The 14,948-nt window shown below is 30.8% G+C and carries 12 protein-coding genes; 6 read left to right on the top strand and 6 right to left on the bottom strand.

Annotated features, from left to right (window positions below; genetic code table 11):
* Positions 1 to 131 precede the first annotated feature (131 nt).
* The 6 genes from ACWI69_RS02090 (at position 132) to ACWI69_RS02065 (ending at position 6,492) form a co-directional block, all read left to right on the top strand.
* Entirely contained in the window at positions 132 to 1,796 is a 1,665-nt protein-coding gene (locus ACWI69_RS02090) for a formate--tetrahydrofolate ligase (protein ID WP_448820201.1), read from the top strand.
* Positions 1,797 to 1,896: 100 nt separating this feature from the next.
* Positions 1,897 to 2,880, top strand: a complete 984-nt coding sequence (locus ACWI69_RS02085) for an AIR synthase family protein (protein WP_448820200.1) — start codon at positions 1,897 to 1,899, stop codon at positions 2,878 to 2,880.
* 15 nt (positions 2,881 to 2,895) lie between these two features.
* Complete coding sequence (rsmB, locus tag ACWI69_RS02080) at positions 2,896 to 4,197, top strand: 16S rRNA (cytosine(967)-C(5))-methyltransferase RsmB (protein ID WP_448820199.1); 1,302 nt, start codon at positions 2,896 to 2,898, stop codon at positions 4,195 to 4,197.
* On the top strand, positions 4,197 to 4,832 hold the full coding sequence (locus tag ACWI69_RS02075) for an O-methyltransferase (RefSeq protein ID WP_448820198.1): 636 nt from the start codon (positions 4,197 to 4,199) through the stop codon (positions 4,830 to 4,832). Before rsmB ends, ACWI69_RS02075 begins: the two co-directional genes overlap by 1 nt.
* 78 nt (positions 4,833 to 4,910) lie before the next feature.
* Positions 4,911 to 5,537, top strand: a complete 627-nt coding sequence (locus ACWI69_RS02070) for an MBL fold metallo-hydrolase (RefSeq protein WP_448820197.1) — start codon at positions 4,911 to 4,913, stop codon at positions 5,535 to 5,537.
* A 10-nt stretch (positions 5,538 to 5,547) separates the two neighbouring features.
* On the top strand, positions 5,548 to 6,492 hold the full coding sequence (locus ACWI69_RS02065) for an NAD(P)/FAD-dependent oxidoreductase (RefSeq protein WP_448820196.1): 945 nt from the start codon (positions 5,548 to 5,550) through the stop codon (positions 6,490 to 6,492).
* Between the two features lie 32 nt (positions 6,493 to 6,524).
* Here the strand turns inward: ACWI69_RS02065 and ACWI69_RS02060 are convergent, their stop codons facing one another.
* The 6 genes from ACWI69_RS02060 to ACWI69_RS02035 form a co-directional block, all read right to left on the bottom strand.
* Positions 6,525 to 8,636 (bottom strand): glutamine synthetase III family protein, encoded by a 2,112-nt coding sequence (locus ACWI69_RS02060; RefSeq protein ID WP_448820195.1) that lies wholly within the window; start codon positions 8,634 to 8,636, stop codon positions 6,525 to 6,527.
* Positions 8,637 to 8,754: 118 nt separating this feature from the next.
* Entirely contained in the window at positions 8,755 to 9,519 is a 765-nt protein-coding gene (locus ACWI69_RS02055; protein ID WP_448820194.1) for an IclR family transcriptional regulator, read from the bottom strand.
* 11 nt (positions 9,520 to 9,530) lie between these two features.
* Positions 9,531 to 10,376, bottom strand: coding sequence for a CvfB family protein (locus tag ACWI69_RS02050; protein WP_448820193.1), 846 nt, complete (start codon positions 10,374 to 10,376; stop codon positions 9,531 to 9,533).
* A gap of 21 nt (positions 10,377 to 10,397) precedes the next feature.
* A complete protein-coding gene (locus ACWI69_RS02045; RefSeq protein WP_448820192.1) occupies positions 10,398 to 11,639 on the bottom strand; it encodes a hypothetical protein in 1,242 nt (413 codons plus the stop codon).
* 112 nt (positions 11,640 to 11,751) lie between these two features.
* The gene (locus tag ACWI69_RS02040) at positions 11,752 to 13,284 is read right to left on the bottom strand and encodes an alanine/glycine:cation symporter family protein (RefSeq protein ID WP_448820191.1); all 1,533 of its coding nucleotides are present in this window, start codon (positions 13,282 to 13,284) and stop codon (positions 11,752 to 11,754) included.
* 100 nt (positions 13,285 to 13,384) lie between these two features.
* The gene (locus ACWI69_RS02035) at positions 13,385 to 14,761 is read right to left on the bottom strand and encodes a tyrosine phenol-lyase (protein WP_448820190.1); all 1,377 of its coding nucleotides are present in this window, start codon (positions 14,759 to 14,761) and stop codon (positions 13,385 to 13,387) included.
* Between the last annotated feature and the right edge of the window lie 187 nt (positions 14,762 to 14,948).

Here is a 14,948-nt window from a genome sequence, read left to right as displayed (position 1 = left end):
TCTAATTTCATAAAAAATCAATTTTTTATTTTTACTTATTGACCTTTATTTTTTATTTGTTTTGAGGTACAATTGTACCAATGGGATATTCTTATTTATTTCAGAGCACTTTATTTTTTAAGGAGGGGTCAATGAATACAGATATACAAATTGCACAAGAAGCAAAATTATTAAAAATTTCTGAAATAGCTTCTAAGCTAAATATTAGTGAGGATTATTATGATACTTATGGAAAATACAAGGCTAAACTAAATCTTTCTTTATTGGATAAACTTGCCAATAAGGAGGATGGAAAACTGGTTCTTGTTACTGCTATTACACCCACACCCGCAGGAGAGGGAAAGTCTACTGTAACTGTTGGTTTGACACAAGCTTTAAATAAAATAGGTATCTCTTCTGTTGCTGCTCTTAGAGAACCATCTTTGGGACCTGTCTTTGGAATGAAAGGAGGAGCTACCGGAGGAGGTTATTCTCAAGTTATACCAATGGAGGATATCAATTTACACTTTACGGGAGATTTCCATGCAGTTGGAGTAGCTCACAATCTTGTTTCTGCATGTATCGATAATCACATCACTCAAGGAAATTCATTAGGTATTGACAGCACTAAGATTACTTGGAAAAGAGTAGTCGATATGAACGATAGAAACCTTAGAAATATCGTCATTGGACTTGGTGGAAAGACCAATGGGTACCCTAGGCAAGATTCCTTTCAAATAACCGTTGCTTCTGAAATTATGGCAACACTTTGTCTTTCAAATTCTTTAAAAGAACTAAAAGAAAATATTGGAAAAATTGTTTTTGGTTATAGCTATAATGATAGACCTCTTACTATAAACGATTTAAAAATTTCTGGGGCTGTAACAGCTCTTTTAAAAGAAGCTATAAAACCAAATTTAGTACAAACTTTAGAAAATACTCCAGTTATAATTCATGGAGGCCCATTTGCTAATATTGCTCATGGATGTAACTCACTACTAGCCACAAAATTAGCTCTAAAACTTTCAGATGTTGTTGTTACAGAAGCAGGTTTCGCCGCTGACTTAGGTGCTGAAAAGTTCTTAGATATCAAATGTAGGAAAGGAGGGTTAAATCCTAACTGTGTTGTTATTGTTGCCACTGTCAGAGCTCTGAAACATCACGGTGGAGCTAAAGTTCTTAATGAAGAAAATTTAGAGGCTTTAAAGCTAGGTCTTGCCAACTTAGATAAGCATATTGAAAACATGAAAAAATTTAATCTCCCAGTTGTTGTAGCCATCAACAAATTTGTTACTGATACTGATGCTGAAATCAATTTGATTAAATCTCAATGTGAAGCCTTAGATGCACCTGTTGCTCTATGTGAAGTTTGGGCTAAAGGTGGTGAAGGTGGTGAAGAACTTGCTAAATTAGTTATTAAGAAGTTAGAAGAAAATAATTCTAAATATAAGCCATTATATGATTTAGATATGCCTATAAAAGATAAAATTACAAAAATATGTAAAGAGATTTATGGTGCTGATGGAGTTACATTCTCTGGAGTTGCCATTAAAACTATAAAACAATTAGAAGAGCTTGGATATGGAAACCTTCCAATCTGTATGTCAAAAACTCAAAAGTCAATCTCTGATAAGGCCACTCTTCTTGGAAGACCTACTGGTTTCACAGTTGAAATAGACACTATAAAATTGGCTGCCGGTGCTGGTTTCATAATCGCCATGGCAGGCGGAATTATTGATATGCCCGGTTTACCAAAAATACCTGCTGCCGAACTTATTGATATTGATGAACACGGTGTTATTTCAGGGTTATTTTAAAAATAATTTCCCTTACTTAGTTTTATTAAGTAAGGGTTTTTTATTTTCAGAAAATATAGTATAATAGATTATAAAATTCTACTACATATGAGGAGAAAATATGAAAATCGGTAAACTTACTATTTCAGATTTAAAAGATTTAGTTTTTAATAATATCAAAAATAATAGTGATCGAATACTCTCCTTTGGAGAAATTGGTAGCGATTGTGCTGCTATTAAAGTTGGAGATGAGATTGTTTATTTGTCAACTGATCCAATCACAGGATCAAATAGTGATTTGGGTAAGTTAGCTGTCAATATTAATTGCAATGACATTGCCACAGAAGGAGTTCCACCTGTTGGAATTATGCTTACTATTTTAGCTCCACCTGAAACAAAAAAAGAAGAAATTGCTAAAATTATGAAAGAGGCACAACAAGAAGCTGAAAAATTAGGTGTCTCTATAATCGGAGGACATACTGAAATAACTGCTGCGGTCAATAAAACAATAATATCTGCTACTTCAATTGGCATTGGAAAAAAAGATAATTTCAAAAAAAGAGAGCATATTATAGCTGGAGATAGGTTAATTATAACTAAAGGGGTTGGAATTGAAGGAACTGGTATAATAGCTTTTGAAAAAGAAGATGAGCTCTATGACATCTTTTCTAAAAAAATTGTGGATGAGGCTAAATCTCTTTTGGATTCAACTAGCGTTGTAAAAGATGGTCTTATTGCCAATACATTTTCAAAAGGGATGCACGATATTACTGAAGGAGGTCTTTTAGGAGCACTTTGGGAGTCTAGCTGCTTTTACAACTTAGGTGTTGAAATCTCATATGAAAAAATATTTATTCCTCAATGTACAAAAGAAATCTGTAATCATTTTAAAATTGATCCATTAAAACTTATATCAAGTGGAACTATGCTTATAGTAGTTGATAAAAATAATGCTACTCCTTTAATTGAGAAATTGAATGAAAATAATATTCCTGCTTTCGATATCGGAGAGTTTACCACTTCTAAGGAAAAAATTCTTGTAAAAAATGGTAAGAGGTTGGAAATTATGCCTCCTCAAAGTGATGAGTTATATAAAGTTATATAGTTGGGAGATGTTATATTGAATATAAAACAAAGAATTATCAGTTTATTAAGCGAATTTGAAAAAGGAAAATACTCCAACATTCTTTTAAATGAATATTTTTCAAAAAATAATTTAAGTAAAGGAGAACGTGGTTTTATAACTGAAGTTTTCTATGGGGTCATTAGAAATGATATTTATTTAAATTACCAATTAGAAAAAAGAACCAAAGATATTAAAAAAAATTGGATTAAAAATTTATTAAAAATCTCTATCTACCAAGCCACTTTTATGAATAGTGATGATAAAGGTATTGCATGGGAGGCAACTGAATTAACTAAAAATAAATTCGGGATACCTGTTAGTAAATTTGTTAATGGAGTTATCAGAAGTTACCTAAGAGATAAAAAAGATGAAATAATTAAACTAAAAGATGAGGATAAACTTGATGTTTTATACTCTTACCCTAGATGGTTTTACGAAAAAATTAAAAAAGAATATGGAGATTCCACTGAACAAGTTTTAATATCTCTGAAAAAAATCCCATACATGAGTATAAGAGTAAATACTTTAAAGTACTCTGAAAAAGAATTTGAAACTCTTTTAAAAAATTTAAAAATTGAGATTATTAAAAAAGTTGATACTGTCTACTATATCGATTCAGGAGTTGTCTTATATACACAAGAATTTAAAGATGGAAAAATTATTGCCCAAGATGCTTCCTCATACTTAGCTGCAAAAATTTTAAATCCTCTACCCGAAGAAAAAGTTGTGGATACATGTAGTGCTCCTGGAAGTAAAACAGCAGTTTTAGGCGAGCTTATGAATAATACAGGTGAAATCTTCGCTCTCGATATACATCAACACAAAATGAAAATAATCGAAGAAAATTTATATAAATTAGGACTTACTAATGTAAAATCTATCAAATTAGATGCTCGTAAACTTAAAGAGCAAGGACAAAAATTTGATAAAATCCTTGTTGATGCTCCATGTAGTGGATATGGTGTTCTTAGAAAAAAACCTGAAGCACTGTATAATAAAAATATGAATAACGTTCACAATTTATCTACACTACAGTACGAAATCCTTGATTCTGCAGCTTTCTCATTAAAAGTTGGAGGCGAACTTGTATATAGTACGTGCACTATATTTTCAGAAGAAAACACCGATAATATTATTAAGTTTTTAAATAACCACAAAAATTTCTCTGTTGTAAAATTTACCCTTCCTCAAAATGTAAACGGACATTTTGATTCAATTGGAGGTTTTTTAATTGATTACACTGAGGAAATTTTAGATAATTTTTATATTATTAAACTAAGAAAGGATTTTGAATAATGTTAGATGAATTAAAAGAAGCCAATGAATATGTCGTTAGCAAAATAGAGGAAAAGGATTCTTTAATCTTAGAAATGGAAGTCTTTGCAATCGAAAATAATGTACCTATTGTTACAAAAGAGGTCGCTAAATATCTTGAATTTTTAATCTCTAGCCACAATTTCAAAAATATACTTGAAATTGGTACTGCTATTGGGTACTCTGGAACAATTATGGGAAGAGTTGCTAAAAGAAATGGTGGTAAGTTAACAACTATTGAAATTGATGAAACTAGATATAGTCAAGCTCTTGAAAATTTTAAAAAAGGAGATCTTTTAGATTCAGTTAATCTAATTTTAGGAGATGGTGTTGAGGAAATAAAAAAACTTAATGAAAAATTTGATTTTATTTTTATAGATGCTTCCAAGGGACACTATATGGAATTTTTCACTGATTCTTTTGAGAGACTTACTGACAATGGAATCATTTTTATCGATAATATTATGTTTAGAGGTTATCTCTATAAAGAATATCCAAAACGATTTAAAACAATAGTAAAAAGACTTGACGAGTTCATAACTTATCTCTCTAAGCATCACGATTTTGTTTTACTCCCATTCGGTGATGGAATTGGTCTTGTGCGTAACAAAATATAGAAATGGAAAATATTTTCATAGAAAAAAACACTAGAATAATGTATAATTATGAAAAAGAATATGTTGGAGGTATTTTTAATGAAAATTAAAGCCTTTCCTTTGGGGAGCTATATGACAAACTGTTATTTAGTTTGGAATGACAATAATGAAGCTTCTCTTTTTGATTGCAGTGATTCTAGATTAGAAAGTGTCGTATCTTTTATCAAAAATCACAATCTAACTTTAAAAAATGTTATTCTTACTCATGGTCATGGTGACCATATAGGTGGAATAAATGAAATAAAGCGTCTTTTTCCCAATGTACACATCTATATTGGAAAAGAAGAGGAAGAATTTTTAACTGATCCATCCTTGAATTTATCTTATGCTATTCAAGGATATGATTTTTCATATACAGGTGATTTTACTCCTATAAAAGAGGGAGATTCTATTTTTGGTTTTGAAGTTATTGATACTCCGGGTCACACAGTTGGTTCGAAATGTTTTTACAACAAAGAGGCCAATTTTATGATTTCTGGTGACACACTATTTAGGAGAAGTTATGGTCGATATGACTTGCCTACGGGTAATTTAACACAATTACAAAAAAGTTTAAAAAAAATTTGTGAAAATTATCCGGAAAATACAATAGTGTATAGTGCCCATACTGAACCTACTATTTTAGGTGAAGAGAAGGGAGTATTAAAATCTCAAGGAATGTTTTAGGAGGATTAATATGGAAAACAAAGTTTACGATGTTGTTATTATTGGTGCTGGTCCAGCTGGTTTAACTGCTGCTCTTTATGCCGGAAGATCTAATCTTTCAGTTTTAGTTATTGAAAAACCAAATACTGGAAGTCTTCTTATGGCTCATAAAATTGAAAATTATCCAGGTATCTTAGGATCACCCACTGGAAAAGATATTTACACTTTAATGAAAGAACAAACACTTAAATATAATGTTGAATTTGTTAGTGCTACATTTTCAGCATTTGATTTATTTGGAGAATACAAAGTTGTTAAAACAGATGTTGAAAACTTCTCGGGAAAAACTGTTATTATCGCAAGTGGATGGGCTAAGAGTGGATCTAAAAAACTTCCAGGTGAAGAGAAATATTTAGGGAAAGGTGTTTCCTATTGTGCAACTTGTGACGGAGCTTTTACAAAAAATATGACTGTCTCTCTTTTTGGAAAGGCTAAAGAAATTGCTGAAGAAGCACTGTTTTTAACAAAATATTCAAAAGAGATTCTTATGTTTATGACAGATAGTTGTGATGACAATTGCGATAAAGCTCTTATGGAGACATTAAAAGCTAATGAAAAAATTAAAATGTATTACTCAACTGAACTAATTGAGATTAAGGGAGACGAGTTTGTTGAAGAGGTTGTTGTCAAAGTCAATGGCACTGATACAACTTATCCAACTCAATTTGCTTTTCTATATTTAGGAACAAGATCACTTAAAGAACTTTATGGTGAAGTTGCGACTTTAGATGAACAGGGATACATTGTTACTAATGAATCTATGCACACATCTATTGAAGGTATATACGCTGCTGGAGATGTCAGATCTAAAAATATTAGACAAGTTACCACTGCCACTGCTGATGGTACGATTGCAGCCTTAGAATCAATTAAATATGTTTTAAAGAAACAGAATTTAAAAGCACAATATAGTTAAAAGAGGTCAGAGTTTAGGCTCTGACTTCTTTTTTATAATTTAAATAACATCTCCTCATAAGTTGGCACGGGCCAAATTTTCTTTTCAACTTGGTGCTCCAGTAAATCTATAATATCTCTTAAGCATTTTAATAGAGGTATTATCTCTTTATTCAGATAAATTATTTTTTCATATAAATCTTCAATTTCATTAGCTACCACTAGTTGTGACTCAAGCTGAGCTAAATAGTCTTTTAAACGATTTTTTCCAGCCAAAAGTTTTACTAGATGAGCTTTATCTGCCAATAGAAACTCATCATCTCCCAAAACCTCTCTCAACGATAAGATGCTGTTCGATATTTTTGATGCATACTCCATTAATGCTGGGTATATCTCATTTCTAGCAATTCTAACCATTGAGCTTCCCTCTATGTTAATTTGTTTGATATAACGCTCACAATAAACCGTATATCTCGCTTCTAACTCCTCTGGTGACAATACTTTAGCGTTTTTAAATAACTCTATTATATTGGGTTGTTTATAGATTTTTAATCCTTCCAATGTATTTTTTAAATTTTTTAACCCTCTTCTCTCAGCTTCAATCTTCCAACTTTCGTCATAACCATTTCCATTGAATAAAATTCTTTTATGTTTTTCATATCTATCTTTTATAAGTTCAATTATATCCTTTTTTAAATTCTTAGAATCTCTATTTTCTAAATAGTCTGCATATTCCTTTATTATCGTTCCAACAATAGTATTTATTATAAATGTTGGTGTAGATGCTGATGCACTCGAACCAGGCATTCTAAATTCAAATTTATTTCCCGTAAATGCAAAAGGAGAAGTTCTATTTCTATCAGATATGTCTTTTGGTATCCTTGTAAAGTTTTTTACGCCAAACTCCATATTCCCTTGCGCTTCATTTATAGGTACTATTTTTCCTATATTTTTTAATATCTCCTCCAACTCTTCACCTATAAAAACTGAAATTATCGCTGGTGGTGCCTCATGTCCTCCTAATCTATGATCATTTCCAGGTGTTGCACAAGAAGCTCTTAAAACATCTTCATATCTATCAATTCCTTCTAAAACGGCTGTTAAAAATACTAAAAATTGAAGATTATTTTTTGATAAAGAAGAGGGATCTAATAAATTTTCTCCTAAGTTTGTTGCCAGTGACCAATTACAATGTTTTCCGGAACCATTAACTCCCTTGAATGGTTTTTCATGTAATAATGCACTTAAATTATGTCTATCTGCGACTTTTTTTATTATATCCATTGTCAATTGATTTTGGTCAACTGCAACATTTGCTGTCGTAAACATCAAAGCTATCTCAAACTGATTCGGAGCTACTTCATTATGTTTTGTTTTTGCCATAATTCCTATCTTCCATAGTTCTTCATCAATTTCATTCATCACTTTTTCGACTTTTTCCTTTATACTTCCATAATAATGATCATTTAGTTCTTGACCTTTTGGTGGTAAAGATCCAAATATTGTTCTACCTGAAAGCATTAGGTCCTGACGTTTTTCCCAAAACTTCTTCTCTATTAAAAAATATTCTTGCTCCAATCCTAAGGTGTTAGTTATTGAGGTCACATTGGATTCAGGATCCAATATTTTTTTTAATCTCAGTGCTTGTTCCGATATAAAATCTATCGATCTCAATAAAGGTACCTTTTTATCTAAAGCCATTTGATTATAGCCAATAAAAGCTGTTGGAATATATAGTGACTTAGATAGCCCCTCTCCTCTTAAAAACATTGGTGATTTACAATCCCATGCAGTGTAACCTCTCGCTTCAAAAGTCGATCTAACCCCTCCATTTGGAAATGATGATGTATCAGCTTCACCTTTTATAAGTTCCTTTCCTGAAAATTGTGAGACACAAGTCCCATCTGATGACATTGAGATAAATGAATCATGCTTTTCAGCAGTTAGCTCTGTCAAAGGCTGGAACCAATGTGTAAAATGTGTAGCTCCATTTTCAGTGGCCCAATTTTTAACTGCATTTGCTATTGAGTCAGCAAGTTCTATCGATAACTCCCTCTCGCCATTTTGAACTTTTTTAAACTCTTTAAAATACGATTCTGGTATTCTACTTTTCAATTTATCCTCTGTAAAGCAAAATTGTCCAAAAATTTCTAGCATATTCTTCATAAATCCTCCCCTTTTTGTATTCTACATTATCGAATGATATTCTTTAATAAAAAATTATTATACTAACAATATACTATTTTTATTTTTTTGTCAATAATTAAATAAAAAAGAGGAGTTATTACTCCTCTCGTGCTCCCAATTCGAACGATATTTTTTTACTCATGGCTACCATTTTAGGTACCAAATTTGGTAAAATATTCATTAATTTTTCCCTTGTAGCCATTATTGATGCTGTTCCAACAAAAACATTGTTTACCTTAAAAATTGGAACTGATATACAATAAATTCCCAATTCAACCTCTGACCTTTCCAAAGAATAGCCGTCTTTTCTTATTTTATAAATCTCTTCTACCAAAGTTTCTCTATCTATTATTGTACTATTTGTATATTTATGTAATAAATTTTTGCTAAATATTTTATCTATATTTACGTCATCCGAGTACGCCAAAGCTAATTTTCCAGAAGCTGACGCATTTAAAGGGATTTTAGTCACAGATGTACTTATTGTATAATACATTGAATCTGACTGAACTCTGTCAATTAATTTTAAATGCTCACTCTTAAATAAAAATAAATTTACAGTCACGGAGAACTCTTCTGATATTTTTACTAAATATTTATGTCCTATATTCTTTATTAAAACATCTTCATTTACGATAAAACTTTTTTCTATAAATGCTGGACCCAATGAATAGTTACTATTTTTTTCATTTTGCTCCAAGTATGAATTTTTTAAAAGCGTCGATACAATCCCATGTACAGTACTTTTACTTAGCGCTACTTTCTCACTGATTTCTTTTAATGAAAGCTCATGAACATTTTCATTAAAGCAATTCATTATATCTATTGCTCTCTGGATAGATTGTATAGTTTTTCCTTCCATAAAATCCCCTTTTACTTTAATTTAAAAAATCCATCTTCTGTTTTCTCTATTTTTCCCTCTTTTAATAACTTTCCTATCGCTCTCTTAAAAGCTTTTTTACTTATTCCAAAATACTCTTTTATAGCTTCTGGAGAACTATCATCATTAAATCTAAAATGTGATTTTAATATTTTCATTTTCCCTATAATACTTTCAGCATCTTTATCCATTTGAACAAAAGCTAGTTCTCTCATAGCTAAATCTAATTTTCCATCCTCTCTAACTCTGATAACTCTAGCTTGAATCTCTTCTCCAATATAAAATTTCTTAAAACATTCGCTATTTGGTATTAATCCGAAATACCTATTATCGACTGCAACAAAAACACCTATTTCAGGATTAATTCTATATACTGTACCTTCTACAAAATCATTTTTTTGATAGTCCTTATTTGGCATTAAAAAACTATATATCTTCATTGTTGCAGATAATCTTCCTTTACTATCCTCATATATACCAACTAAAACTTCATCTCCCGCTTTAACTTCTCCTACCATTTGTGCGTGTGGCAACAATAGCTCTTTTTTTAATCCCCAATCTAAAAATGCACCTAGTTTTTCATTTGTATCTGTCACATAAAGTTTTCCTATTGTTCCAACTGTTAAAGCTGTTTTTCTTAAAGTTGCTGTCAATCTATCTTCTGAATCTCTATATATCATTACATCCAGTTCATCCCCGATATCCAAAACTTTACCTTCTAGTTCATTATTTGGCAAAAGAATATTATCTTTTGTATCTCCTGTTCCAGCATCCAAATGTGCACCTTTACTACTGAAGTTATTAATCTTCATTGTTTGTCTTTTTCCTACTTTTACCATTTTACCTTTCTCCTTACTATTTTACTCCAAATAGTTTCCAAATAAATTAAATTTTTCTTCCATTTTATGAGGGTAGTTCTTATAATAATACTCAAAAAGTTTCACTACAGGTTTAAAATCCTCATAACTTTCCAATATTCTTAAATACTCTTTTTCAATACTGATTAAAGAGTAATAATCACTTTTTTCAAACATTTTAAACAATCGATTAATTATATCGATTACCTCATTTAATGGCACCTCTATGCCCTTTCCTATCACAAGTGCTTCTATATAAAAAGCCCTACTTTCAACTTGTTTATCTAAATACTCTGATATTTTTCCTAATTGATACAATAACCTAAATTTTTCTTCAGCAGTTTTTACAATTTTTTTCTCATAAACCCTACTTAATTTTAAATAAATATTTTTTAATTCACTACTTCTATTAGAGAGCATAAAAATTTTACCTAAGTTATAAAAAGTATTTAATCTTTCCTCTAAATTTGCACTTTTTTTCAAAATTAAAAGATATAGTTCAATCCCTTTTTCAACATTTTCTTCTATTTGAATTTCCGCCAATATATTTAAACATTTATTTCTTATAACTCTATTTTTTATAATTTTTAAATATTCATTTATCTCACTTTCTACTTCTATATAACTTTTCTCTTTATTCTTATAAAGTGATAATAAATAGAGATAATATATCTCCTCATTATTTTTTAAAAATCTATTTTTTAATATGTCCTCTCTATATTTATTAAATAATAAAGTTATTATCTCATATTTCTCATGGTTTGCACACAAATTTATAAAAATTTCAAATTCTTTTTCATACTTTTTTATTTCTGTTACTCTTTTAAATAGTTTTTCGTACATATATCTAGCTTCAGCTTCGTTTTGTAATTTTAAATATATCTCAGCTAAATCAATTATATATCTATTTTGATTCGCTTTATTTAATTTTAAAATTCCCTCTTCGATAACCCATTTATTATCTATTTTTTCATTTTTTATCACTGCATCTAGATATTTCTTAGCTTGTTCTTCAGCGCTTTCAATAAAGCTGTCATAGTCCACTGTAAACTCTTCTCCTAAGGTTTCAACTATTTTTTTTAAATTTTTATAAAAAACAACACTCATTTTTTTACTTAAAGACTTTTTGCCGGACTCAACCATTCCTAAATATGTTTTAGAAACTTTCCCCCCTGTTATGTCCTCTTGCTTTATTTTGTAATGCCTTCTGTATTTCAGTATCTTTTCTCCTGGCGATAAAAACATAGCATTCCCCCTTAAAATAAAAAAGCTGTTTATTATAGAGTATCAAATTTTACATATTTTTACAATAAAAAACACCTTAAATTAGTTCAATTCCTAATTTAAGGTGTTTTTCTTACTCTTTTTCTAATATTACCTTATTGTTTTTAATATAAATTTCATCATATTCACCTAAAGAATCCAATGCTATTTTTGACATTGGAACTATCGCGATAATATTAAATACTGTCATTAAGGCTACTCCCAAATCACCTAACTCCCACACAAATAGATACTGAGCCATTCCACCTATAAACATCATTGCTAATGCTAAGATTTTGTATGCTTCTTGAGCTTTCATTTTATCACCAAACAAAAATGCTACGTTAGACCTTGCATAAAATAATATTCCTAAAAATGTACTAAAGCTAAATAAAAATAGAATCAATGCAACTAAAGGAGTTCCAATACTACCTATGTGATAATCCATACAACTTTGAAGAAGATCCATTCCTATCTTCCCCTCTCTGATTGACTGTGGTGCTAATAGCATTGTAAAAGCTGTACAACTACAAACCACCAATGTATCTATAAAAACTCCTAGAGCTTGGATTAGTCCTTGTTGAACAGGGTGCTCTACATCCGCCGCTGCCGCTGCACATGGTGCTGAGCCACTTCCAGCTTCATTTGAAAATAATCCTCTTTTTACTCCGTGCATCAAAACTGCTCCAAATCCTCCCGCCACAATTTGTCTAGCCCCAAAAGCCTCACCAAAAATTTCTAAAAACATTTCAGGAACTAAACCTATATTTTTAATAAGTATAAATAGTGTCAATGTAAAATATAGTACTGCCATTATAGGTACTAATTTATTTAAAACACCAACTACTTTATCTTTTTTTCCCTTTCCAAATAAAACTATTCCTCCTAAAGTTGTCATAACTATTGAAGTATATAAAGGTGATATACCAAAAGCGTTATTAAAAGATTCGGAAACAGAGTTAGAAACTATTTGAGTTATCCCAACCCACGTTATCAATCCAGATATTGCAAATAATATTCCACAAAATTTAAAATTAGATGATTTTTTATAATATCTCTTCCCATTTCTAGATATTACATCTGAATCCTCCTCTAAATTTTTTTCAAAAGGATCATTCTCCCTAGATTCTGCAATCACTTCCATCCTATTCATAAAATATGCTGGTCCACCTCTCCAACCACCATATAAAGGATCTTTTTCCTTATAAATTTGAGCCAATGTACTCTCAATAAAAGCTGTATTTGATCCTATTATAGCTGCAATCCACATCCAAAATATCGCTCCAGGTCCTCCAAAAGAAACTGCCGCTACTACACCTGCCAAGTTCCCCATTCCAACTCTGGAAGCTGTTGCTATAAACAATGCTTGTAATCCAGATATCGCATCTTTATCCTCTTTCTCTTTGCTCTTCACTACTATTCTTATCATCTCTGGAAATAATCTAAATGATAACATTCTAGTTTTAATACAATAGTATATTCCTGTAGGAATCAACATTAAAACTAATAAACTTAGACCGACATTTGTTTCCCCAACATTAAATAAGATTATGTCTCCCCATAAAAACCCATTTAATGCACTTACTGTTGTTTTTAATGGTAATAACAATGAATCTATAATCCCCATCACATACCTCCTAATTTTTATTTTAGTAGAAAGTTTCATGTAGGCATCTCTAAATTAAAATATCCTAAAGTTATCTTTAGGATATTTTAATTTCTATTCTTTATTTCTGTGAGAATCTCCCCGTGAAGAATCTTAAACAAGACGGTTCATACTCCCATTTTAGTCCTTTTATTTTTTCTCTATTTTTATATAAATCTATTATTGTATCTGCTACATAGTCTAAATGAGCATACGTATAAACTCTTCTTGGAATTGTCAATCTCACTGTCTCTAATTTAGGATAATGATTTTTTCCTGTTTTTATATCTCTTCCTGCTGATATTATTCCTCTCTCCATTGATCTAACACCTGAGTTTTCATAAATAGCAGCTGCTAGTGCTTGAGCTGGAAAATCATCTTGCGTTAGATGTGGTAAAAAAGCTTTTGCGTCTAAAAATATAGCATGACCTCCATAAGGTTTTACCATAGGAACTCCTGCTGCATCTAATTTTTCTCCTAAATATCTTATTTGATTAACTCTATGGCTTATATATTCATAATTTACTGCTTCTCTAAGCCCGATTGCCATAGCCTCCATATCTCTTCCTGCCAATCCACCATAACTTGGCATACCTTCAAATTGAACTACTGTAGCTGTTGCTTGTAAATATAGCTCATAGTCATTCATACATAGAAATCCACCTATATTAGTTAAACAATCTTTCTTTCCACTCATTGTACACCCATCACCATAGGAAAACATCTCTTTTACAATCTCTTTTATAGATTTATCTGCATACCCTTCCTCACGTTCCTTTATAAAATAAGCATTTTCTATACAACGAGTTGCATCATACATAATTTTTATTCCGTGCTTATGAGCTAATTCTGAAACTGCTTTTATATTCGCCATTGATACCGGTTGTCCCCCAGCTAAGTTAACCGTAACTGCTAAACAAATATACGGTATTTTATCTGCACCGACTTCATCAATTAACGCCTGTAATTTTTTTAAATCTATATTTCCTTTAAATGGCAAATCTATCTGAGAGTCATGCGCTTCATCAATTATAATATCCCTAAAAGTTGCACCATTTCTTTCCTGATGGAATCTCGTAGTAGTAAAATACATATTCCCCGGTACATAGTCTCCCGGCTTTATTGTTAAAGTTGATAATATATTTTCTGCGCCTCTTCCTTGGTGAGTTGGAACTACATATTTAAATCCAAAAAGTTCTTGTACTGTTTTTTCTAAATGATAAAAGTTTCTACTTCCTGCATATGCTTCATCCCCCAACATCAATCCAGCCCATTGAGCGTCACTCATAGCATTAGTTCCAGAATCCGTAAGTAAATCTATATAACACTCATCTGATTTTAATAAAAAAGTATTATACCCAGCTCTTTCAATAGCTTCTTTTCTTTCATCCTTAGTCATAATAGCCATATTTTCAACCATTTTTATTTTATATGGTTCTGGTGCAAATCTTTTTGACATAATAATTCCTCCTCATTTATTTTTCTTGTTGATAACATATATACTTTATTTTCTTTTTTTGGTTGTGTTTTAATTTATGATTTCATTCAATAGTCAGCTGCCAGGATTTGTTTGGCTTCAACTTGATACCTGCATTTACCACAGTAACTGATGGTGTCGGACATCCCAAGTCCATATCCATGTAGGT

It is taken from the genome of Cetobacterium sp. (genome assembly GCF_977044495.1).
Note: the sequence above shows the minus strand (reverse complement) of the source record. Positions and strands in the feature narration are given on the sequence as shown.

Coding starts and splice junctions, on each gene's coding strand:
- ACWI69_RS02090 (WP_448820201.1), top strand. CDS start 132: ATGAATACAGATATACAAATTGCACAAGAAGCAAAATTATTAAAAATT.
- ACWI69_RS02085 (WP_448820200.1), top strand. CDS start 1,897: ATGAAAATCGGTAAACTTACTATTTCAGATTTAAAAGATTTAGTTTTT.
- ACWI69_RS02075 (WP_448820198.1), top strand. CDS start 4,197: ATGTTAGATGAATTAAAAGAAGCCAATGAATATGTCGTTAGCAAAATA.
- ACWI69_RS02070 (WP_448820197.1), top strand. CDS start 4,911: ATGAAAATTAAAGCCTTTCCTTTGGGGAGCTATATGACAAACTGTTAT.
- ACWI69_RS02065 (WP_448820196.1), top strand. CDS start 5,548: ATGGAAAACAAAGTTTACGATGTTGTTATTATTGGTGCTGGTCCAGCT.
- ACWI69_RS02060 (WP_448820195.1), bottom strand. CDS start 8,636: ATGAAGAATATGCTAGAAATTTTTGGACAATTTTGCTTTACAGAGGAT.
- ACWI69_RS02055 (WP_448820194.1), bottom strand. CDS start 9,519: ATGGAAGGAAAAACTATACAATCTATCCAGAGAGCAATAGATATAATG.
- ACWI69_RS02050 (WP_448820193.1), bottom strand. CDS start 10,376: ATGGTAAAAGTAGGAAAAAGACAAACAATGAAGATTAATAACTTCAGT.
- ACWI69_RS02045 (WP_448820192.1), bottom strand. CDS start 11,639: ATGTTTTTATCGCCAGGAGAAAAGATACTGAAATACAGAAGGCATTAC.
- ACWI69_RS02040 (WP_448820191.1), bottom strand. CDS start 13,284: ATGGGGATTATAGATTCATTGTTATTACCATTAAAAACAACAGTAAGT.
- ACWI69_RS02035 (WP_448820190.1), bottom strand. CDS start 14,761: ATGTCAAAAAGATTTGCACCAGAACCATATAAAATAAAAATGGTTGAA.